The 22,448-nt window shown below is 56.1% G+C and carries 15 protein-coding genes and 2 tRNA genes; 5 read left to right on the top strand and 12 right to left on the bottom strand.

The window, feature by feature from the left end; genetic code table 11:
* The 10 genes from menB to tsaD form a co-directional block, all read right to left on the bottom strand.
* On the bottom strand, nt 1-825 hold the full coding sequence (gene menB, locus BARVI_RS12445) for a 1,4-dihydroxy-2-naphthoyl-CoA synthase (protein WP_025279510.1): 825 nt from the start codon (nt 823-825) through the stop codon (nt 1-3).
* A 42-nt stretch (nt 826-867) separates the two neighbouring features.
* Entirely contained in the window at nt 868-2,553 is a 1,686-nt protein-coding gene (gene menD, locus BARVI_RS12440) for a 2-succinyl-5-enolpyruvyl-6-hydroxy-3-cyclohexene-1-carboxylic-acid synthase (RefSeq protein ID WP_025279509.1), read from the bottom strand.
* A 13-nt stretch (nt 2,554-2,566) separates the two neighbouring features.
* On the bottom strand, nt 2,567-3,661 hold the full coding sequence (locus BARVI_RS12435) for a chorismate-binding protein (protein ID WP_084547067.1): 1,095 nt from the start codon (nt 3,659-3,661) through the stop codon (nt 2,567-2,569).
* A gap of 15 nt (nt 3,662-3,676) precedes the next feature.
* Nucleotides 3,677-4,987: a 30S ribosomal protein S12 methylthiotransferase RimO gene (gene rimO, locus BARVI_RS12430; protein WP_025279507.1), complete on the bottom strand. Its 1,311-nt coding sequence runs from the start codon at nt 4,985-4,987 to the stop codon at nt 3,677-3,679.
* A gap of 75 nt (nt 4,988-5,062) precedes the next feature.
* Nucleotides 5,063-6,016, bottom strand: a complete 954-nt coding sequence (gene ftsY / locus BARVI_RS12425) for a signal recognition particle-docking protein FtsY (RefSeq protein ID WP_025279506.1) — start codon at nt 6,014-6,016, stop codon at nt 5,063-5,065.
* 132 nt (nt 6,017-6,148) lie between these two features.
* Nucleotides 6,149-6,301 (bottom strand): DUF4295 domain-containing protein, encoded by a 153-nt coding sequence (locus BARVI_RS13285; protein WP_084547066.1) that lies wholly within the window; start codon nt 6,299-6,301, stop codon nt 6,149-6,151.
* Between the two features lie 14 nt (nt 6,302-6,315).
* On the bottom strand, nt 6,316-6,504 hold the full coding sequence (gene rpmG, locus BARVI_RS12420) for a 50S ribosomal protein L33 (RefSeq protein ID WP_008861764.1): 189 nt from the start codon (nt 6,502-6,504) through the stop codon (nt 6,316-6,318).
* A gap of 3 nt (nt 6,505-6,507) precedes the next feature.
* Entirely contained in the window at nt 6,508-6,762 is a 255-nt protein-coding gene (rpmB, locus tag BARVI_RS12415; RefSeq protein ID WP_025279505.1) for a 50S ribosomal protein L28, read from the bottom strand.
* Nucleotides 6,763-6,884: 122 nt separating this feature from the next.
* Nucleotides 6,885-8,126 (bottom strand): competence/damage-inducible protein A, encoded by a 1,242-nt coding sequence (locus BARVI_RS12410; protein ID WP_025279504.1) that lies wholly within the window; start codon nt 8,124-8,126, stop codon nt 6,885-6,887.
* Between the two features lie 13 nt (nt 8,127-8,139).
* Nucleotides 8,140-9,159 (bottom strand): tRNA (adenosine(37)-N6)-threonylcarbamoyltransferase complex transferase subunit TsaD, encoded by a 1,020-nt coding sequence (tsaD, locus tag BARVI_RS12405; protein WP_025279503.1) that lies wholly within the window; start codon nt 9,157-9,159, stop codon nt 8,140-8,142.
* A gap of 169 nt (nt 9,160-9,328) precedes the next feature.
* Between tsaD and BARVI_RS12400 the strand changes: the two genes are divergently transcribed.
* Nucleotides 9,329-14,035: a translocation/assembly module TamB domain-containing protein gene (locus BARVI_RS12400; protein ID WP_084547065.1), complete on the top strand. Its 4,707-nt coding sequence runs from the start codon at nt 9,329-9,331 to the stop codon at nt 14,033-14,035.
* Nucleotides 14,036-14,089: 54 nt separating this feature from the next.
* On the opposite strand, the gene BARVI_RS12395 is transcribed toward BARVI_RS12400, so the two are convergent.
* Together BARVI_RS12395 and BARVI_RS12390 are read right to left on the bottom strand one after the other, a co-directional pair.
* Nucleotides 14,090-16,018, bottom strand: coding sequence for an NAD(+) synthase (locus BARVI_RS12395; protein WP_025279501.1), 1,929 nt, complete (start codon nt 16,016-16,018; stop codon nt 14,090-14,092).
* Between the two features lie 260 nt (nt 16,019-16,278).
* Nucleotides 16,279-18,189, bottom strand: a complete 1,911-nt coding sequence (locus tag BARVI_RS12390) for a CocE/NonD family hydrolase (protein WP_084547064.1) — start codon at nt 18,187-18,189, stop codon at nt 16,279-16,281.
* A gap of 154 nt (nt 18,190-18,343) precedes the next feature.
* On the opposite strand from BARVI_RS12390, the gene BARVI_RS12385 reads away from it, so the two are divergent.
* The 4 genes from BARVI_RS12385 to BARVI_RS12370 all read left to right on the top strand — a co-directional run bounded on the left by BARVI_RS12385 (nt 18,344) and on the right by BARVI_RS12370 (nt 22,408).
* Nucleotides 18,344-19,234 (top strand): AraC family transcriptional regulator, encoded by an 891-nt coding sequence (locus BARVI_RS12385; RefSeq protein WP_025279499.1) that lies wholly within the window; start codon nt 18,344-18,346, stop codon nt 19,232-19,234.
* 382 nt (nt 19,235-19,616) lie between these two features.
* Entirely contained in the window at nt 19,617-21,899 is a 2,283-nt protein-coding gene (locus tag BARVI_RS12380) for a T9SS-dependent choice-of-anchor J family protein (RefSeq protein WP_025279498.1), read from the top strand.
* A 316-nt stretch (nt 21,900-22,215) separates the two neighbouring features.
* A tRNA-Asp gene (locus BARVI_RS12375) sits at nt 22,216-22,292 on the top strand.
* 39 nt (nt 22,293-22,331) lie between these two features.
* Nucleotides 22,332-22,408, top strand: a tRNA-His gene (locus BARVI_RS12370).
* The last annotated feature ends 40 nt before the right edge of the window (nt 22,409-22,448 follow it).

Raw genomic sequence — 22,448 nt, 5'->3', positions numbered from 1 at the left:
TTAGCCGGGGAATTTGGGAAATTTCTGGAAATCGGGATCGCGCTTTTCGAGGAAAGCGTTCTTCCCCTCCTGCGCCTCTTCCATGAGGTAGTAGAGCAACGTGGCATCGCCGGCAAACTCCATGAGACCGCGCTGCCCGTCGAGTTCGGCATTCAGCGCCCGCTTGATCATGCGGATAGCCATGGGGCTACGCTTCAAAATCGTCTGGCACCACTCGACAGTCTCCTCTTCCAGCCGGTCGAAAGGCACCACCTTGTTGACCAGGCCCATGGCCTCGGCCTCCTGAGCCGTGTACTGACGGCAGAGGAACCAGATTTCGCGGGCCTTCTTCTGCCCCACGATGCGGGCCAGATAGGAGGAACCGAAACCGCCGTCGAAGCTGCCCACCTTCGGCCCCGTCTGCCCGAACCGGGCATTCTCCGAGGCAATCGTCAGGTCGCACACCACGTGCAGCACATGGCCGCCCCCGATGGCATAGCCGTTGACCATGGCAATGACCGGCTTGGGAATAGAGCGTATCGCCTTGTGCAGGTCGAGCACGTTAAGACGGGGCACCCCGTTCCCGTCAATATAGCCGCCAATGCCCTTCACCTTCTGGTCGCCTCCCGAGCAGAAAGCCTTGTCGCCGGCACCGGTAAGCACCACCACGCCAATGTCGGGACGCTCGCGGCAGATAGCCATGGCATCGAGCATTTCGTTGTTGGTCTGCGGACGAAACGCGTTATACACCTGCGGGCGGTTAATCGTGATTTTGGCGATTCCGTCGTAGTAATCGAAGAGGATATCCTCATACTCCTTGATGGGTTTCCAATCAAACTTTTTCATATCGTATCGTTATTTGTAGCGTAAAAAACGGATAATTCGGATTTATGACCGAGCCCGGCGGAAGTAGCCCCGCAGCACCTCGGCATTATAAACGTTGGGCGTATGCACGGCCAGAATAGCCGGTTGCTCGCTCTCGGCAAAGAAGCGGGGCAGCACCTCGGCTGCCGACGCCTCGTCGTGAATTTCGAAATAGCGCAAGCCAAAGAGGTCGGCATACTTCTCAACGGGAATATCGCGATGCACCTCGAAGCAGCGTTCCAGTTCGGGCAGACCGGCCGTGGGTTTGATAAAGCGGAAGATTCCGCCCCCACCGTTGCACATGACTATCACCTTGAACCGGGGCGACAAATAGGACGATGAGAGGCCGTTGGCATCATAGGAGAAACTCATGTCGCCCGTGATGAAGAGGGTCATGGCCTCGTCGACACACGAGGCGCCGGCGGCTGTCGAGGTAGAGCCGTCGATACCGCACACCCCGCGGTTACAGTCGTTTCGGCTTGTCTGCGGACAGTCGAAGAGCTGGGCATAACGTACCGTCGTGCCGTTGGAGAGTTGCAGGGCGGTACCAGCCGGTATGGCGGGCAGAATCATCGAGAAGGCCTTCAAGTCGCACCACCCGATGCTGGCGATGTAGTCGTCGTGCAAGCGGGTAGCCAGGCGCTCCTTGTCGTGCCAGCGGGCCGAGTAATCGCTCCCGACCGCCGAAACCCGACGGGCAAGTGCCTCGATAAAGGGAGCCGGAGCAGTCTCGATCTGGCGGGTGAGCGCCTGCATGGTATCGACTACCCGGTCGCCCTGCGAGATGCGCCAGTGGGCCCGGGGCTTGTGCTGCCGCAAAAAGGCCTTGATCATGCGCGACACCAGCGAACCGCCCAGGGTAATGAGCAGGTCGGGGGCAAATTCGGGCCACTCGCTCTTGTCGAGCACCGAGTAGACTCGGTCAATGGTGGGGATAAACCCTTCGCCCCGCACGTTGGCCAAAGTCTCGGTAAGGACTACCACCTGAGGCAATCGGGCCAGTTGCGAGAGGGCCCGAGCCAGCGCCTCGTCGGGCTGCATGAAGGCGGCCACAACCAGTACCTTGCGGGCCGACATGAACTCGTCGCTCAGGAGCGACATCGACTCCTCGTCGGGCACACGGGCCGCCGGTATTCTCGTCACCAACCGCTCGGGACGGGGCGGACAGTCGGTCTCGCCAGTGAGCGGCTCGGTAATGGAGAGGTTGATATGTACAGGCCCCTTCTCGCCCGAGAGTGCGGTGAGCAGGGCATCGTTCACGCAACGGTTGAAATACCAGCCATCGGTTGCCAGGGTCCACTCGGCACGCAGGTCGTACGACCGTTTCACCACGTGCGACAAGGCTCCATACTGGCGCAGGGTCTGACCGTCGTCCTGATCGATCCACTCGATGGGACGGTCGCCCGACACGACAATCAACGGAATGTGCTGATAATAGGCTTCGGCCACGGCAGGTGCATAGTTGAGCAAGGCGGTACCCGAGGTGCAGACCAGCGCCACCGGCTCGCCGCTGCGCTGCGACATGCCCAAGGCCATGAAGGCGGCGGTGCGTTCGTCGACCACCACATACGACTCGATAGACTCGCTTCTCGAAAAGGCCATCAAAAGCGGGGCGTTTCTCGACCCGGGCGAAAGGACTACCCGTTTCACGCCCTGTTTTGCCAAAATCTCGACGAGGGCATTACACCCCTGTTTATCTGTTGTCTTCATACGTTTTATTCGATTAACCGTTAAGGACCGAGAGCAAGGTCTGCGCCTTGGCTTCGGTCTCACTCCATTCACTGGCAGGCAGCGATTGGGCCGTAAGCCCGCCACCTACATACAATCTCACATGCCTCTTGTTCATCTCCATGCAACGCAAGTTGACAAACAGACGCACCCCTTCCCCTTCTATCGGCCCCAGAAATCCGCCGTAGTAGCGGCGACGGTGTGCCTCCACACGGTCTATCCACTCCTTCGCAGCCTCTTTGGGATACCCCCCGACCGCCGGTGTGGGGTGCAGTGCCGACAAGACCCGGGTCAACTGCTCCCGGTCGAGATGGCCCTCGACCGAAACGGGCGTGCACAGATGCTCCACCTGAGCGGCCTGTCGGGTAAAGCGGCTCCCCACGACAGGAGCCAGCCCGCAACCTGCGAGCGAGGCCACAATCGAGTCGGCCACAATCTGCTGCTCGTCCTGCTCCTTCTGCCCCCATTCGCCCGGGCTACCGGCCCGACGGGTCCCGGCCAACGCCATAGTCGACAACTCCCGCCCGTCATAGTCGAGCAGGGTCTCGGGGGTGGCTCCTATCCAGCGACTGCCACCGGGCAGATGCACCCAACTGACAAAGGCGGAGGGATACCGGGCAGCCAGCCGCACGAAGAGTTCGACGTCCGAAACGGCCGGCCGAGGCAGTGTGACGGTACGCGAAAGCACCGCTTTTCTCAACTCCCCGCGAGCCATCGCCCCCACCAGCGTCTGGGCCTGCCGTTCATACGACGGGTAATCCGTATCGGTCAACGGCATGACCTCCTCGGCCGTTGTCACCGAGGTGACCCAGGATTTCAAGGTGGCCGGGTCGAGCTCTTCGACCGGCACAGGCCTTACCGGGAAAAAGAGTGTAGGGAGAGCCTCCCGGTCAAACGGGGCAAAGAGGAATCCCTCCCCTTCGTCCGGGAGCCGGTCGGCGTCGAGCGTGACCAGCCTGTCGGCCGCACAAGCGCCCCAATAAAAGGTGTGCCCGCCCGGCAAACGAAAGGCAAAGGCGGGAAAACGGGCGGCAAGACTCTGCTCGAAGGCTTGCCGCAAAAGCGATATTGCGGAAGATGCGCCACTCATGACCACCGCTGAGGATTATCGGTCCGACGTGACAGGCTCGGCCATCAGTTCAAAGGGCATGGCCTCGACAATCTTCACCCGACAGAACTCCCCAATGGGCAACGTGCGGCTCTTGGCGATGAGCACCTCGGGGTCGACCTCGGGCGAGTCGTACTCGGTACGACCCACATAGTAATCCTCCTCTTCACGGTCGACCATCACATCGAACTCCTGCCCCACCTTCGAGCGGTTGTTTTCGAGGGCAATCTCCTCCTGCAAAGCCATCAGCTCGTCGAGCCGGGCCTGCTTCACCTCCTCGGGAACCGAGTCGGGGAAATGGTTGGCGGCGTAGGTGCCCTCCTCCTCGGAGTAGGCAAACGCCCCCATGCGCTCGAAGCGGGCATCGCGTACAAACTGTTTCAGCTCCTCGAAATCCTCGTCGGTCTCGCCGGGATAGCCCACCATGAGGGTGGTGCGGATATGGATACCGGGCACCTCGGCCCGTATGCGTTTCAACAAATCATAGGTCTCCTGCTTGGTCACATGGCGGCGCATGTCTTTCAAGATGTGGTCGCTGATGTGCTGCAAGGCGATGTCGAGGTAGTTGCACACGTTGGCGTGACGACGCATCACCGGCAGAATGTCGTAGGGGAACTGCGAGGGATAGGCATAGTGCAGCCGTATCCATTTCACCCCCGGTATCTGAGCCATGCGGTCGATGAGCTCGGGCAACTTCAACTCGCCATACAGGTCAAGACCGTAGGACGAGAGGTCCTGGGCGATAATCTGGAACTCCTTCACCCCGCGGGCTACCAGCGACCGCACCTCGTCGAGCAGCTCTTCCATGGGATAGGAGACGAAACGGCCCGTGATGAGCGGTATGGCACAATAGGAGCAGAAGCGGTTGCACCCCTCGGCTATCTTCACATAGGCATAGTGCGGAGGGGTGGTGAGGATACGGCCGAAATCCTTGGCGTCGTCGTTGTCGCGGGTCCCCAGGTCGGTAATGAGGTTGGTCCAGTCGAACTTCCCGTAAAACTTGTCGACCTCGGGTATTTCGGTTTCGAGCTCCTCGCGGTAGCGTTGCGACAGACAGCCCATTACATAGAGGTGGCGTATCTTGCGGGCCTTCTTGGCCTCGACCATTTGCAGAATCATCTCGATGGACTCCTCTTTGGCGTCGCCGATGAAACCGCAGGTATTGACCACCACATATTCGCTCGACACCTTCTCGGGGTCGTGACGCACTTTATAACCGGCTTCGGCAAAGCGATGCATCAGCCGTTCCGAATCGACCAGATTCTTGGAACAGCCCAACGTAATAATATCGACGCTATTCTTTATCATCTTGACATTACATGAAAAAAAACGGCTACGAGAGTCGGCACCCGACTCCCCAGCCGCAAATACATTGTTGAAAAATCAATCACCAAACAGGGAGTCGACAAACTCTTTCCGGCGGAATACCTGCAAATCTTCCAGGCCTTCGCCCAGGCCGATATACTTGACGGGAATCTTGAAGTGGTCCGATATGCCGATGACCACACCTCCCTTGGCCGTGCCGTCGAGCTTGGTGATGGCCAGCTCGTTCACCTCGGTGGCAGCCGTAAACTGCTTGGCCTGCTCAAAGGCATTCTGTCCCGTAGAGCCGTCGAGTACCAGCAGCACCTCGTGCGGAGCTCCGGGTACAATCTTCTCCATCACCTTCTTGATTTTGGTGAGCTCGTTCATCAGGTTCAACTTGTTGTGCAGACGGCCGGCGGTGTCGATAATCACCACGTCGGCCTGGTTGACCTTGGCCGAACTGAGGGTATCGAAGGCTACCGATGCCGGGTCGGCACCCATCTTCTGCTTCACCACAGGCACCCCTACCCGTTCGCCCCAGATCATCAGCTGCTCGACAGCTGCGGCTCTGAACGTGTCGGCGGCACCCAGGTAGACACTGTAACCCCGCTTCTTGTACTGATAGGCCAACTTGCCAATGGTGGTGGTCTTGCCCACGCCGTTCACCCCCACGACCATAATCACATAGGGTTTCTTGTCGGCCGGGACGGTAAACTCGCCCGACTCCTCCACGCCGTTTTCGGTCAACAGCGCCGTGATTTCCTCTCGCAGAATGCGGTTCAACTCGTTGGTATTGATGTATTTGTCGCGAGCCACCCGTTTCTCTATCCGTTCGATGATGCGCAGCGTAGTCTCTACGCCCACGTCCGAGGTGATGAGTACCTCTTCCAAGTCGTCCAGAATAGCATCGTCGACCTGCGATTTACCGGCAACGATACGGGCCAATTTGGAAAACACACCCTCTTTGGTTTTGGAGAGACCTTTGTCGAGGGTCTCTTTTTTTTCTTTTGAAAAGAAATCGAATAATCCCATATATGAATTTTTAATAGGTCGTCGTACAGAGTACCCGCACGTTATGCAAAGCTATAAAATTATGATGGTAAAAAAAAACTTCCTTACACATTTTGTATAAGAAAGTTTTCTTTATATTGCGCTAATTATGACTTACTTATTCAGTACGTCTTTCACCGAGTCGTTAGGTACCATTTCCTCTTGGAAGGTGTAGGCACCCGTTTTCGGCGATTTCACCATTTTAATCACTTTGGAATAAGTACGGCCTTCGCCTTTTTGCAACGATGCAACTGTTTTCTTTGCCATGGTTCAATCCTTCCTTATTTTATTTCTTTGTGAACAGTAACTCTTTTCAGAATGGGGTTGTATTTTTTCAACTCCAAACGCTCTGTGGTATTTTTTCTGTTTTTGGTGGTAATATAACGCGATGTTCCCGGCATACCACTAGCCTTGTGTTCCGTGCATTCGAGGATCACTTGAACGCGATTACCTTTTGCTTTCTTTGCCATATCTTAATACAACATTTTTACTTCCGTTAAATAACCATTTCCGGCAGCTTGCTTGATAGCTGCATCTAATCCCATTTTATTGATTGTACGAAGACCGGCAGCCGACAGTGTGAGCGTAATCCAGCAATCCTGCTCTACCCAATAAAATTTCTTCGTAAAGAGGTTGACATTGAATTTTCTTTTCGTTCTTCTTTTCGAGTGCGAAACGTTGTTGCCAACCATTGCTTTTTTCCCTGTAATTTGACAAATCTTTGACATCGCTATCTATTATTTTATTTGTTTTTTCTTACTGCTTTCGCAAACAGAGTGCAAAGTAAAGCATTTTAAGAATAGGTTCCAAATTTTTAGGCGATTAAAATAGGAACTTTTTTCATCATGCTCTACTCGGTCAGGAGTTGAACCAGCATGAGCAGAGCCGATTGCGTGGCCCGGGCTATGACCTGTTCGCGATCGCCCCCGAAGTGGAAGCACTCGGCCCGGTCTCGCTCGCCATAGCGCACGGCAATCCACACCGTCCCCACAGGTTTCTCGGCACTGCCTCCGCCCGGCCCGGCAATGCCCGAAGTGGCTATCGCGCAATGGGTCGACAGCAGACGCTGCACGCCGGCGGTCATCTGCAACACCGTTTCGCGACTGACGGCGCCGCACTGTTCAAGGGTCTGGGACGATACGTGCAGCACATGCTCCTTCACCTCGTTGGAGTAGGCCACCACGCTACCTTTAAAATAGACCGAACTGCCAGCCACCCGAGTGATTTCGTGTGCGATATTTCCACCCGTGCAGCTCTCGGCCGTAGCCAGGGTCTCGCCCCGACGGGCCAGAATCCGCCCCAACGCACCGGCCAGCGTAGCGTCGACATCGCAAAAGAGATGTTCGCCCAGCAGCGCCTTCAACTTGGCAAACTCACCATCGACAAGTGGCTGCAACTGTGCTTCGTCATCGCCCCGTGCCGTCAACCGCAGACGTATGACACCCGGCGTGGGCAGGTAGGCCAACTTGATGCAGGCGGGCAGTTGCTTCTCAAAATCGGTCAGCGACTCGGAGAGGCGCGACTCGGTAAAGTCCTTGACCAGACAGGTGCGGTGCAAGATGGCTGAGTGGTCGCGGAAATGTTGGCGCAGCCGATTGATAACGGTCTCCTGCATCACCGTCTTCATCTCGGAGGGGACTCCCGGCATCGAAACCAGCACCTTCCCCTCGCGCTCGAACCACATGACGGGGGCCGTGCCCACGGGGTTCTGTATGACGGTACAGACATCGGGCACATAGGCCTGGTCGTGGGTCGACGCATTCATCGACAAATGGCGACGGGCAAAAATAGCCTCGACATTGGCATACACCGACTCGTCGAAGACCAGCTTCCCACCGAAATAGCGGCAGAGGGTCTGCTTGGTAATATCGTCTTTGGTCGGGCCCAGACCACCGGTCATCAACACCACGTCGACCCGGGCAAACGAGCTGTCGAGTGCGTCGGTAATCTCGCGCTCCCGGTCTCTCACGGTGGTAATCTCGGTGACCTCCCACCCCACATGATTCAACTCGCGGGCAATCCACCCCGAGTTGGTATCGGTAACCTGCCCTATCAGCAATTCGTCACCGATGACAATAATCTCGACATTCATGTTTCAAGCCTCTTTATAATTCCACCCGGGCAAAGGGGGCCTTTTCGATGCTGCAAAACTCTTTGTCCAGATATTTGTAATAACCTGTAATGGCCACCATGGCCGCATTGTCGGTCGTGAACGAAAGGAGCGGCAGATAGACCGTCCAGCCATAGCGGCGGGCATACTCCTCGAAGGCACCCCGCACGGCCGAGTTGGCCGACACGCCACCAGCCACGGCCACGTGTTTGATGCCGGTCTGTTTCACGGCCTTGTAGAGCTTGTCCATGAGTATATCCACAATCGTGGCCTGCAACGAGGCGCACAGGTCGTTCTTGTTTTTTTCGATGAAATCGGGATCCTCCTTCACCCGGTCTCGCAACAGATAGAGGAACGAGGTTTTCAACCCGCTGAAACTGTAATCGAGTCCCGGGATATGCGGCTTGTTCAGCGCGAAGGCCTTGGGGTTGCCCTCCTTGGCCAGGCGGTCGACAATAGGCCCGCCCGGATAGGAAAGGCCCATCACCTTGGCACACTTGTCGAAGGCCTCGCCGGCGGCATCGTCGATGGTCTGCCCGATAACCGACATCTTGTTATAGGCCTCAACCTTGATAATCTGCGAATTACCGCCCGATACAAGCAGACACAGAAAGGGGAAGGGAGGCCGCGTATTGTCGTCGGGCGAGCGCTTGATGAAATGCGCCATCACATGAGCCTGCAAGTGGTTCACGTCGACCAGCGGAATGTTGAGCGCCGTGGTGAATCCCTTGGCAAACGAGGTGCCTACCAGCAGCGACCCCATCAGACCGGGACCGCGGGTGAAGGCCACCGCATTCAGCTCTTCGGGTTTGACACCTGCCCGCTTCAAGGCTTCGGAAACCACCGGTATGATATTTTGCTGATGAGCCCGCGAAGCCAGCTCGGGGACCACCCCGCCGTAGGCTTCGTGCACGGCCTGGCTGGCAATCACGTTCGACAACATCACTTCGTCGCGAATCACCGCCGCCGAGGTATCGTCGCACGACGATTCTATGCCTAAAATCGTTACACTCATATCCGTATTCGTTTATCTTTCTTGTCGTTCTTTATAGGTGTGCAAAAGTACATATTTATAACCAAAAAGCGGCTGCCTTTACATTTTTTTTCATACCGCCGCCCAAAAGAAAAGAGGCGATTCTGTCGAAACTTTCAAAAGGATACACTATTTTTGTATCGTTTTAAATATGAGGAAATTCTACAGGGCATTTCGGTTATTCGTGCATATCGTTATCATTTCTGTCATAGCGATATACACGCTTTCTTATATCCTGCTCTCTGTCCCCGGCATACAGGACCGGGCGAGGCAGACCGGGGTGAAGGAGCTGTCGACCCTGCTGGGTAGCCCCGTATCTATCGACCGCATACAGTTCTCGCCCTTCAACAAGCTCGAACTCTTCGGGGTCTGCCTCCCCGACCTGAAAGGCGACACGCTGCTCTATGCCAACAAGGTGGCGGCGGGCATCGCCCTCTCCAATCTCATCTTTGACAAAGAGCTGGTCTTCACCAATATCCAGCTCTTCGGGCTCGACGCCCGCATCACCCGGGCCACTCCCGACACGACAACCAACCTGCAATTTGTCATCGACGCCTTCAAAAGCAACTCGGACAAGCCCAAAGAGAAAATCAAGTTCAAGATAAACAACGCCATCGTTCGCCGCGGCAAGATACGCTACGACCTGCTGTCGGCGGCGCCGGCCGAGCCGGGACGATTCGACCCACACCACATCGAGGTAAAAAACCTCTTGTCGAAACTCTCCATCAAGTCGTTCACCGGCGACTCGGTGAATGTGTCGATCAAGCGGCTGGCCTTCGACGAGCGGTCGGGTTTCTCGCTCAATCGTCTGCAATTCAAGGTCGAGGCCAACCGGCAACAGGCTCAACTCAGCGATTTCAAGATACAACTGCCGGGCAGCCATATCGAGATAAAACCCTTGACAGCCAATCTGCCCGACTCACTCTCGACCGAACGGATTCTCAACGAAACCCGCTTCTCGCTGCAAATACCGCATGCCCGGGTATCGCTCCCCGACATTGCCCCCTTCGTCCCGCTGCTCGACGAGATAGAGACCACGGCCGACCTCACGGTACACCTGTCGGGGACCCCCAACAACTTCTACGTCCACACCTTCGATTTTGATTTCGGACAAGGGAGTATCACCACCCACAGCCAAATCGCCGTCAAACGGATAACCGATGCCGCCAACCGCAGCATCGTGTGCGCCCCGATTACGGTCAACGCTTCGGCCGAGGGGATAGAAGCTATTCTACCCAAGATACCCGCGCTCACCGGCGAACAGCGCCAAATCATCTCCCGGTTGGGCAACGTGCGGTTCAACGGCGACATCACCAACCGACACCGCGACCTCACGGCTTGCGGCACCCTCACCACCGACCTGGGTACCATTCACTCCGACGTGGCCATCGAGCAGAGTCAAACCCCGGGGTCGGTACACTATTCGGGCCTTATCGAGACGCAAAAATTCAATTTGAACGGGCTCTTTGCCGAGGGGAATCCATACGGCGAAATCGTCTTCAAGATAGAACTCGACAGCCGCAAAAACCGCTACCGGGCACCCTCGGGCGAACTGGCGGGAACGGTTAACTATTTTGAATACAAGGGCTACCCGTATGAAAACATAACCCTCAACGGCGAGTTCGGCGACAACCGCTACAACGGCATGGCCCGCATCGACGACCCGAACGGCCGGGTACAGGTCGAGGGATTTGCCTGGCTGAACCGCCAGGAATCGGAGTTTGACCTCACCGTGCAGGCCCGCGACATCAACGTGGCCGAACTGCGGCTCATGCCCCGGTACGAAAGCTCCAAACTGGGATTCAACGTCACGGCTCAGTTTACCGGCAACAGCCTCGACAACGCCGAGGGGGCGGTGACACTCGACAGCCTCACCTTCACCCAGCCCAACGACATCTTCAAACTCGACCGACTGAGCATCGAGGCGCACAATCGCCAAACGCCCAAGAGTATAGCTGTCACCTCAGACTACCTCAACGGCTGGATTGAGGGCGACTACCACTTCTCGACTCTGAAACAGTCGTTGCAACGCCTCATTACCCAGGCTCTGCCTTCGCTCATGCCCCAATCCGAAGAGGCACCCCTCAACAACCGACAGAAAAAGAGTAAGAAGAAACAGATCCGGGAGGAGCAGATTCCGCTCAACGATTTCAAATTCCGATTTACCATCGAGCCCAACATGCACATGGCCCAGGTGTTCGACCTGCCGGTCACCTTCACCGACCGGGCCGTCATCGAGGGCGAGATGAACAGCCGCCAAAGCACAGCTCTCGTCACGGGACAGATACCCCACCTCTGGTACAAACGGCGCCACATCGAAGACTCCTTCATCACCGCCCGCCAAGACAGCACCGACATATTCCTGTCGGTCGAGAGCAACACCTACAACAAGAAACAGGTGCGCACCACGTGGAGCCTGCGCAGCAAAGTTCACCGCGACAATCTTGACCTGGTGCTCAACTGGAACAACGACACGCAATCGACCTTCTACGGCGAGCTGAACACCTCGACCCGGTTCTCGCGCACACCCGACGAAAACGAGTTGCTGATAAATACCCGAATCAACCCCTCGAAACTCATCTTCAACGATACCGTCTGGCAGATGAAACCGGCCGAACTCACCGTACGCAACAAACGCGTCGAGGTGCACGACTTTGAAATATCGCACGCTCCACAGTACATACTCATCGACGGAGTGGCTTCGGACCAGGAGGACGACGAACTGAACATACAGCTCAACGACGTGGACCTGGACTACATCTTCGGCACACTCAACATCAAGCACGTATCGTTCGGCGGCCAGGCTACCGGTAACCTGGTGGCCACCCACCTCTTCACCGGCGCCCCCCGACTGAGCACCGAGCAGTTCGATGTAACCGACTTTGCCTACAACGATGCGGTATTCGGCGACCTGCACCTGTTCAGTATGTGGGACAACGACAACCAGGGTATTCTCATGAAGGGATTTGTCGAGAACAAGGAGGAACGACAGACCTTCATCGACGGCTATATCTTCCCCACACGCGACTCGCTGGCCCTCTCGTTCGACCCCGACCGGCTGAACATCGCCTTCCTGCGGCCCTTTGTCAAGACCGTGATGACCGACCTCTCGGGGGTAGGCAGTGGGCATATCGACTTCTACGGACGATTCAAGGCGCTTAATGTGACCGGCGATGTCTATGTCGAGAATTTCAATTTCGGTATCGGGTACCTCAACACCCGCTACACCCTTTCCGACAGCATACACCTCTCGCCCACCCGCATCTGGTTCGACAATGTGACCGTCTACGACAAGCTGCGCCACACGGCCAAAGGCTCGGGCTGGCTCACGCATCACAACTTCAAGGACCTCGCCTACGACATCTCCATCACCGATGCCCGCGACTTCCTGGCCTACGACATGACCGAGCGACAGAGCCCCACCTACTACGGAACCATCTATGGCAATGGATCGGCCGTAATCAAGGGGGTACCGGGCTACAACCAAATCGACGTGAACATGTCGACCGGCGACCAGTCGAAATTTACCTTCGTCCTGTCGGGGTCGGAAGCTGCCGGCGAATATGACTTTATCACCTTCACCAATTCGAGCAAACAGGCTACCGAGACCCCGGAGAGCCAAATCGACAGCATCGCCATCAGGAACAATGCCCGTATGCTCGAAGAGTCGACCGTACAGGAGAACAGCATACTGGCCCTCAACCTCCAAATCGAGGCGACCAACCAGGCCCGCATGAATCTGGTCATGGACAAATCGACCGGCGACATGATCAAGGCAACCGGACGGGGTAGTATCCGACTGGAATTCAACTCGATGGACGACGACATGAAACTCTATGGTTCATACGTGCTGGAAAAGGGGAACTACAATTTCAGCTTGCAGGACATCATCACCCGCGACTTCTCCATCAAGGAGGGGAGCCGGGTCTCTTTCCACGGCGACCCCATGGCGACCAATCTCGACATATCGGCCATCTACTCGCTCACGGCCAACCTGCTCGACCTCGACGAGAACTTTGCCAACGACAAGGAGCTGACCCGCACCACCGTGCCGGTGCAGACGATTCTGAACGTGGCGGGCGACGTGCGCCGTCCCGACCTCTCGTTCGACATCGCCTTCCCCACCCTCACCCAAGATGTGGACCGCCGGGTGCGCAGCATCATCAGCACCAACGACATGATGAACCGACAAATCATCTACCTGCTGGCATTGAACCGCTTCTACACCCCCGACTTCATGAACATAGGGCAGACCCGGAACAACGAGCTGGTGTCGGTGGCTTCGTCGACCCTCTCGTCGCAGCTGGGGAATATCCTGGGGCAGCTGAGTGACAACTGGAATATCTCGCCGAATTTCCGCAGCGAAAAGGGCGACTTCTCCGACATGGAGGTAGACCTCGCCCTGTCGAGCCAACTGCTGAACAACCGGCTGATTTTCAACGGCAATTTCGGGTACCGCGACAACACGATGAACAACAATACCTTCATCGGCGATTTCGACTTGGAGTATCTGCTCAACAAGAGCGGTACCATACGGCTCAAAGCCTACAACCACTACAACGACCAGAACTACTACATCAAGTCGGCCCTCACAACACAGGGTGTGGGTATCATGTTGCGGCACGACTTCAACAACTGGGTCGACCTGTTCCGGCGGGCTCCCCGACCCGCTGCGGCCGATACCGGTCGCAGCGCCCAACCGGCCGCACAACCCGCCACACCCGCGCAGGCTCCGACCGACTCCGTGCGCAACAGCCTGCCGACCACCATGCCTGCGGTACCTGCTCTACCTGCCGATTCGGTCTCGACGGTGCAACGGCAACCGGCCGTAAAACCAGACGAGCCGAAAGAGCAATAATGCCCTCCCGACTCGCCTCGTCGTTCTATCTATTTTCTTATAATATAATCATCGCTACAACTCGTCGCACTCGCGCAACCACAGGGCACTCGACGCGTCGCTGGGCATGCGCCAGTCGCCACGGGGCGACAGGCTCACCGAGCCCACCTTGGGACCGTCGGGCAGACAGGAGCGCTTGAACTGCTGGTTGAAGAAACGGCGACAAAAGACTTTCAACCACTTCTTGATGGTCTCGTAGTCAAACTCGCCCTTGAAGGCATACCTCGCCAGGAAATAGAGCTTGGCCGGTGAGAATCCGAAGCGGAGCATGTTGTAGAGGAAGAAATCGTGCAGCACATAGGGACCCACCAGGTCCTCGGTCTTCTGCTTGATCTCGCCCTTGTCATCGGCCGGAATCAGCTCGGGACTAATCGGGGTATTCACGATGTCGAGCAGCGTGTCGCGCGCCTCACCCGTCAACTCGTTCTCGGCCACCCACTGCACCAGATATTTCACCAGCGTCTTGGGAATGCTGGTCGAGACACCATACATCGACATGTGGTCGCCGTTGTAGGTAGCCCACCCCAATGCCAGTTCCGACAGGTCGCCGGTACCGATTACCAGGCCGCCCGTCTGGTTGGCAATATCCATCAATATCTGCGTCCGCTCCCGGGCCTGCGAATTTTCATAGGTAACATCTTGCACCGCCATATCGTGCCCGATATCCCTGAAATGGAGTTCGCACGCCTCGCGGATAGAAATCTCGCGCAGCGTAATGCCCAACGCCTGCATCAGCGCCACCGCATTGCGATAGGTGCGCCCGGTAGTACCGAATCCCGGCATGGTCACCCCGATGATTTTTTGACGCGGCTCGCCCAAGCGATCGAAAGCCTTCACCGCAACCAGCAGGGCCAGGGTCGAATCGAGGCCACCCGAGATACCGATCACGGCACTCTGCGCCCGGGTATGAATCAGCCGCTTGGCCAGTCCGGCCGCCTGCATGGAGAGAATCTCCTCGCAACGGTCGCGCAGTGTAGAGGAGTCGGCCGGAACGAAGGGACGCGACTCCACCGGGCGGGTCAGCTGCAAAGGCACATCGGCCAACTCGAAGGGAATGCGACGCACCGGACGCTCCTTGGGGTCGAAGCCCTGCGCAAACGAGTTCTTCACCCGCCGCTCGCTACGCAACCGCTCCACATCGATTTCGCTCACCGCCAGGCGGGGCGCCTGCACGAATCGCTCGGTCTGTGCCAAGACAGAGCCATTCTCCACCACGATACCGTTCCCGGCAAAAACCAGGTCGGTCGACGACTCGCCAAACCCGGCCGAGGCGTAAATATACCCGGCCAAGCAGCGGGCCGACTGCTGTTGCAGGAGCGAGAGCAGGTAATGATGCTTCCCGATCAACTCGTTCGTAGCCGAGAGGTTGAGAAGGATATCGGCCCCCTGACGCGCCTGATAAGAACTGGGGGGAATGGGCACCCACAGGTCTTCGCACAATTCAATGCCGACTACCGCACCGCCACTCTCGAAGAGCAGGTCGGTACCGAAGGGCGCCCGCCGGCCGCACAAGTCGACCGTCTCGCCCGTGACCGCAAGACCCGAGGCAAACCAACGCTCCTCGTAAAACTCCTTGTAATTGGGCAGATAGCTCTTGGGCACCACGCCCAGAATCTGCCCCCGTTGAAACGCCACGGCGCAGTTGTACAGACTGTTGCCCCACGCCACCGGCATACCTGCCACACACAGCAGCGGGCAAGAGGAGGTCGCGTCGAGCAACTGCGACAAGGCTTGCTCTGCCTGCTCGAGCAACAGGGTGTGACCGAACAGGTCGCCACAGGTATAAGCCGTAATCGACAATTCGGGAAAGACGATGATTTGCACGCCCAGACGCTCGGCCTCGGTAATCTGTCGCGCTATCTCCTGGGTATTATATCGGCAATCGGCTACCTCCACACCGGGAACAGCCGCCGCCACTTTTACGAATCCGAAATTTTGTACCATATCCTCGGGGGTTAGTGTCGACAAATGTAAAAAATTTAACTGGGATTATAACCATCGGCAACCATATTCTCGACCCTTTTGTCCGTCACCGTTGTCCCAACCCTACCGAAAAGGGATAAGAACGAAGGGAGGGGGACGGAAGCTCACCACCTCTTCCTCCGGGAAGACGCATCTCCTGAACAGACAAAGGGGAGAAACGCCTCACCGCCGTGAAACGCTCCTCCCCTTTCGATGATATGAGAGTGTATGATTATTGACCTCTATTCGGCTTGTGCACCGTTCGGAATTTCGGGCACGTAGAGATAGCTGTCATACTGCCCGCCGGTGTAGATGCGATGGCGTCCGGCATTGTGAGTGGCCGGCGAAACGACTACATCGGTCGGGTCGGCACACTGGGTGGCATTGCCTCCCACGGTAATCATATCGACCGGCTGCCCCGGCATGAAGGTATATCCCTCGCGCGGAACCGAAATCGAAGCCGAACCAAAAGGTATGGCGGCATTGGCCGGTTGATAGGCCCCTACGGTAAGTTGCAACATTTCACCCTCGTTGAAATAGAGTCCCATGGGCCATATCTCAATCTCGACGGGAACAATCTCACCCGGTTTCAGCTTCTGTTCGGTCGTAAAGGTATAATAGGGTTCGGCCTCGGTCGAGCGAGCCTCGTCCAACTGGCGCATCGATACCCGCATCAACCCGGTAGCAGCGATGATATTGCCCGTGCGGTCGGGAAGTGGCTGACCGTCGCGCGAGAGTTTTTCGACCCGCACGGCCAGATCCATATCGTCGTGGTCGGGTGCCGATACCCACAGGTGCAGTTTCATGTAGCCGGTCAGCTCGGTAGGCTTCTCCATGCGATAGCGGTAGGTCACCTCGTGGCGGACACTGTCCGACTGGTATTCACTCACAGCCTGTTGGTCGGGCAAGGTGGTGCACAAGGTACTGTCGGCAGCCGACAGATAAAGTTTGCGGTACTGGGTGCGGGCCAACGGGAACTCCTCCTCGGTACGCCCCACAATATCGGTTCCTCCGGGATTCAGCACCGACAGGCGTACCCGCGGCGTCTGCTCCCAACCGTTGTCGATGTCTTTCAGATAGTGGTCGAAGAAGCGACGCAGATCCTCCACATTCTCGGGCGTGTAGTAGTCGAACCACTCGCTGGTATTGTGTACCCGCAACCATTTCTCCTTCGAGGCCATGCGGCGGAATCCGGCGAAGGAACCGTGAGTATGCACCGAATTGGTATAGCTGGCCACGACGTAGGCCGGTATCTCGATATTCTCGACCCGGGCGGCCTTGTCCTCCCAGTAGTCGCACATGAAGGGGCGCTCGACAATCATGCGGGGCTGGTCTTCCAGCATGCCGTGAGCCGAAGCAAAGGTCTCGGCAATCATCTCGGGGAACTCGGGAGCCGGTATGCCGCCCCGGGTACCCGACTCACGGTAGTGGTCGCAGAATCCCTCCCACGGGGCGATGGCGGCCAGGTGCTCGGGACGCTCGGCGGCAATGAACCATTGCGACACGGTGAGCCACGAATTGCCCGACATGCCCACCTTGCCGTTGCTCCACGGCCGTGAGGCAATCCACTCGATTACGTCGCAACCGTCGAGGGCATCTTCGTGCCCCCAATAGAGCAGATTGCCCTCCGACATATAGGCGCCGCGCTTATCGGGATTGACAATGGCGTAACCGTGGGCCACCCAATAGGCAGGATCGGGACCCTCGAACTTCTCCAACCCCGAGGTGGCCGACAAGGGCACGCCCGAACGCATGGGCACATCGTCGAGCATCTGCCCGCCAATCTCCTTGCCGTAGGGGCTCCACGCCAAGATGGCCGGACAGGCCTCATCGCCCACAGGACGGAAGACATCGGCATAAATCGTGACCCCGTCGCGCAACTTGATGGCGACATCGCGTTCGAGCAAAATATCGCACGGCAGCGGCATGGCACCCTCGCGCCGCACACTGCCGGCCTTCAAAACCAGCTTCTCGGGTTTGAATCCCGGATAGCGCACCCGCGGTGCATCGACCGGCAACGCCTTGCGCAACGGCACCTTCATCTCACGTCCCTGGGCATCATGCAGGGTAATCTCCTGCCGGGCAGTCACTCCGCACTGGGAACAGAATACCACCAAAGCCAAAGCACTTGTATAAATCCAACTCTTTTTCATAGGGTTATCCTTTCGTCAATTAAATTTCCATCTCTTCTTGTGCCTGCAAAGTTCGGCAATCGTTCCCGGAAAGGCTTGTTAAATGAGAGGCCACTATTGGTTAAATACTGAACATTACCTATCTTTACCTCCCGAAATCCATACCCGGGAAACAATGAAAGAGCAAATCATACGGCTGAGTGAACTGGCCGATTATCATCAAATAAAAGAGGTATATGAGAACCGAGTGGCCTGTTTCGAGATGAACAGCCAACTGGTAAATATCGACACCATACCACCAGTTTTTGCCGACATCTTCTCGGTGGTGCTGGTGCAACAGGGATCGGCCACCTTCTCGCTGAACTACCGGGAACAGACGGTGGCCGCCGACGACATGCTGCTCTTCTGGCCCAGCCTGCTGGTCTCGCTCACCCGGCAAAGCTCCAACTTCAAGGCGCTGCATCTGTTGTGCGAACGCACTCTGTTTGAACGGCTGCTGGCCACCGACCCTGCCTACCGACAATACCCGCTCTTCTTCTGCCAGACCCAGTCGCCCATACTGCACCTGCATCACGCGATGGCCGAGACGCTGGCTGCCGACCTGCAACAAATCGCCCGCCACATCGTGCACCCGAGTCCCTATCAAGAAGGTATTCTGCACCACCTGTTGCACGTAGTGCTGCTGCAAGTACTCGAACCGGTTGCCCTCCGAGCCCACAGCCATACCCACCTCAGCCACCCCAAACAGCTGTTCCAGCAGTTCATCGGGCTCCTCATCGCCCACTACAAGCAGGAGCACTACATCGGGTTTTATGCACGCAATCTGTCGATTTCGCCCTCCTACCTCTCGCGCATCATTCGCAAGACCACCGGCAAGACGGCCGCCTACTTCATCACCGGACTGCTCCACGCCGAAGCCTGCCGACTGCTGCTCCATACCGACCTCCCCATACAGACGATTGCCGACACACTGAACTTCTCGGACCAGTCGGCTTTCGGCAAATTCTTCAAGGGCAACGCTGGCGTCTCACCGCAACAGTACCGCAACAGAGCCGTTGCGAAATAGCCATCGAGAGAGGGGAACAATCCGTTACCCCACCCAATACACCATCAATACTATGTTTTCTGTTCTTTCTGCGTGCTGAAAATTCAATGTTTTCAGGATTTTAGATTGTTAAAAAACAATAAAAACAATATTGTTTTTGCGGTTTTTCGCAAATGTGTATTCTATATTTATCCTCCCAAGAGAAAAAGTATAACCAATAGTTAATCGTATAACACACTTTTTATGCAAAAAATCTACACCATACAAGGGGAAATCTGCTCCGTGAAAACCGAAATCCGACACCACGCACATATCGTCAAATAAAATTATCTATATTCCATTTTTTAACCGTATGGAGGAACCCGAGAGTCTGGCTCTTCTATACCTTTAACACCCATTTTTTATGAAAAAACTATTACTGCTCCTCCCTTTCTGGCTGCTGGCTACCAGTGCTTTGGCGGCCGATGAGATGTTGTACAACCCGGGATTTGAAGACTCCTCCTCAACCTTTCTGGGAACAAAATTCGAAAGCTGGTACACGACAGGCTCTGTCCTCGCAGCCGAGACAACCGATAAGGTCGAAGGGGAGCAATCGTTAAAAGTAAGTGAAGCGCCTCTTGCTGAAAACATATTATATCAAGAAATCGAAGGTCCCTTTGAATCGGGTGCCACCTACCGCCTGCGTATCAAATACAAGGTATTGACCTCGCAAAGCGGTAACGACTTGAAGCTCGACTGCTTCTGGGAAGATCCCCGTGAACAAGAGCCCACTCACGATATAGACAAATTGCAAACCGACTTCTTCACGGCCGACACTTGGAGTGAGAAGATTGTCGAGACCACCTATCCCGAAGGGGCTACCCGGTTCCAATTCAGAGTACTGATTTCAAAAAAAGTCGTAGTGTTGTTCGACGATTTCAGTTTCCAGAAGGTCGAGGGTACCGACCCCGTTGTTCCCACCGAACCCACTTTGACGGTATCGCCCACCACCTTCACCGAGCTGTCGACCCAACTCAATACCCCGGTCGCCTACCCTACCGTCACCCTCACGCAAGCCAATCTCGACCAGCCGGTGACCATCACCATCACGGGAAAAGATGCCAAATATTTCAGCTCCTCGGTAGAATCGGTAACCGAACCGACGAAAGAGTTGATATTCACCTATAACCCTACCGTTATCGGGCGTCACACAGCCATGGTCACCATCGAGAGTGCCGGTCACTACGAACTCACGCAAACCTTCTCCCTGAAAGGGTATTGTACCGACCCGGCCAATCCTCCCACGATGACCCTATCGCCGGCTACCGTTCCGGCCTTCACCGCCAAGGTGGGTGAGACCAGTACCCAAAAGGTTACTCTCTCGAGCCAAAACTGCATCGACTACATATATGCCTCCATCGAACATGTCAAAGGTGAAGCCTTCAATATTTCCAGCACCTTCTTTATCAAGAATTCCCCCAACATAATCACCGTTACCTTCGCCCCCAAAGAGGCTGGTGAATACCACTCGAAAATTCACTTTACCACCCTCGAAGGTCAGGAACTCGTGGTCGACCTCAACGGCACGGCTACCGAGGGCGACACCCCGGTAGAGGACCCGCTGAACCGTGTGTTCAACTGGGACATGAGCAACCCGCGCACCCAACTGTTTGAGACCTTCGACGGAGCGGTTAAAAACGAAACTCTCCAAATCGAGGGGTGGCAAAACGTAACCCCTCGGGGAGAACGTCCCTGGTGGGGCTATGAAGCCGATGGCGAAAAGATGGCCAAAGCTACCGGTTACATGGGTCAGGTTTCGAGCCAGGAATCCGTAGAGATGTGGCTCGTTACCCCGCCGCTGAGTTATAACACCGAGGGCAAGACCTTTACCTTCCGGGTAAAAGTCGAGAATTTCTTCGAGAACTGCCCCACGAAACTGGAACTCTACTATATCGATACCATACCCGGTGAACCCGTCTACTTCCAACCCATCGAGGTGGGTATCCCCACCACTCCCGACCAAAACGGCGAATGGAACGAAATTCACGTGAATCTGGAAGGACAGGATATCCAGGACGTCTTCTTCATGGCCTTCAAGTATACCGGCTTGTGGGGCAATGAAAACGCCGCAACCTATTACCTCGACGACCTGGGTTGGGGTCGCACCGACCTGCCCGAAATCACAAGCGACTCGACCCAGGTATCGATGGTCGCCACAAAGGGTAGAGACCAGGTGAGCGGCAAAATCACGATTACCGGCAAGAACCTCAACGAACCGATCAAACTGTCGCTCGGTGGTGCCAATCCCAGCAAATTCAAACTCTCGGCCCAATCGCTACCGGCCGAAGGCGGTTCGTTTACCGTAACCTTCAACAGCGACAACACGGGGGTACACGAAGCCTATGTAAAGCTCGCCTCCCGCGGTGCCGCCGATAAATACATTCCCCTGTCGGTGCTCGTCAAAGAGCAATCGGGTATTGACGAATCCGACGTGCAGACCATATCGATTACCCAGTGGGGCCAACGCATTCGCGTCTCGGCCGACCAGTTGCAACAAGTCTTGCTCTACTCGGCCTCAGGAATACATGTCGGTCAATATAACGCTGAAAACGGCGCAATAGAGACACCCGAACTGTCCCGCGGTATCTACCTGCTGCAAGTGACCTCTGCGGGTGCCAGCACAACTCACAAGGTTATTGTACGCTAAACCACGAATCGAACAAAACTAACACATTTCCCTCAACATTGACCAATCCAGGAGTTGCCCGGGTGCGCATGACCAGCACACCCGGGCAATCTGTTTGATTCCCCTTTGCGCCAAAGAGCACGACCAACAGGCCTCAGGCACAACCTTTCTACACAACCCTACCCCAAGGGAGGGGGGGGAAAAAAAAGTTTATCGCCGGTAAGTATTTGGCTATGTGTAGAATAAAAAATCAAAGACGATTTTTTAAAAAAATTATTGTCTATCTTGTTGTACAGAAATAAAAAATGACCTATCTTTGCCGTCGCAAAACCAAACTGGTGCGGTAGTTCAGCTGGTTAGAATACATGCCTGTCACGCATGGGGTCGCGGGTTCGAGTCCCGTCCGCACCGCCAGTAAAGACGAGGAAACTCCTTTACCGAAAGTCAAACATGGTGCCTGTAGCTCAGTTGGTTAGAGCATCGGATTGTGGTTCCGAGGGTCGTGGGTTCGAGTCCCATCTAGCACCCCACAGAAGCGGCAAGAACGTAACAGTTCTTGCCGCTTCTGTT

Source organism: Barnesiella viscericola DSM 18177, from assembly GCF_000512915.1.
In the GTDB taxonomy this organism is placed as follows: Bacteria; Bacteroidota; Bacteroidia; order Bacteroidales; family Barnesiellaceae; genus Barnesiella; species Barnesiella viscericola.
The sequence above is the reverse complement of the archived record's forward strand: the minus strand, read 5'-3'. Positions and strand labels throughout refer to the sequence as shown.

Excerpts from the sequence above, each read along its gene's own strand:
- BARVI_RS12380 (WP_025279498.1), top strand. The coding sequence starts at position 19,617 with ATGAAAAAACTATTACTGCTCCTCCCTTTCTGGCTGCTGGCTACCAGT.
- rimO (WP_025279507.1), bottom strand. The coding sequence starts at position 4,987 with ATGATAAAGAATAGCGTCGATATTATTACGTTGGGCTGTTCCAAGAAT.
- BARVI_RS12390 (WP_084547064.1), bottom strand. The coding sequence starts at position 18,189 with ATGAAAAAGAGTTGGATTTATACAAGTGCTTTGGCTTTGGTGGTATTC.
- rpmG (WP_008861764.1), bottom strand. The coding sequence starts at position 6,504 with ATGGCAAAGAAAGCAAAAGGTAATCGCGTTCAAGTGATCCTCGAATGC.
- BARVI_RS12385 (WP_025279499.1), top strand. The coding sequence starts at position 18,344 with ATGAAAGAGCAAATCATACGGCTGAGTGAACTGGCCGATTATCATCAA.
- BARVI_RS12400 (WP_084547065.1), top strand. The coding sequence starts at position 9,329 with ATGAGGAAATTCTACAGGGCATTTCGGTTATTCGTGCATATCGTTATC.
- tsaD (WP_025279503.1), bottom strand. The coding sequence starts at position 9,159 with ATGAGTGTAACGATTTTAGGCATAGAATCGTCGTGCGACGATACCTCG.
- BARVI_RS13285 (WP_084547066.1), bottom strand. The coding sequence starts at position 6,301 with ATGGCAAAGAAAACAGTTGCATCGTTGCAAAAAGGCGAAGGCCGTACT.
- menD (WP_025279509.1), bottom strand. The coding sequence starts at position 2,553 with ATGAAGACAACAGATAAACAGGGGTGTAATGCCCTCGTCGAGATTTTG.
- ftsY (WP_025279506.1), bottom strand. The coding sequence starts at position 6,016 with ATGGGATTATTCGATTTCTTTTCAAAAGAAAAAAAAGAGACCCTCGAC.
- rpmB (WP_025279505.1), bottom strand. The coding sequence starts at position 6,762 with ATGTCAAAGATTTGTCAAATTACAGGGAAAAAAGCAATGGTTGGCAAC.
- menB (WP_025279510.1), bottom strand. The coding sequence starts at position 825 with ATGAAAAAGTTTGATTGGAAACCCATCAAGGAGTATGAGGATATCCTC.
- BARVI_RS12395 (WP_025279501.1), bottom strand. The coding sequence starts at position 16,018 with ATGGTACAAAATTTCGGATTCGTAAAAGTGGCGGCGGCTGTTCCCGGT.
- BARVI_RS12435 (WP_084547067.1), bottom strand. The coding sequence starts at position 3,661 with ATGAGTGGCGCATCTTCCGCAATATCGCTTTTGCGGCAAGCCTTCGAG.
- BARVI_RS12410 (WP_025279504.1), bottom strand. The coding sequence starts at position 8,126 with ATGAATGTCGAGATTATTGTCATCGGTGACGAATTGCTGATAGGGCAG.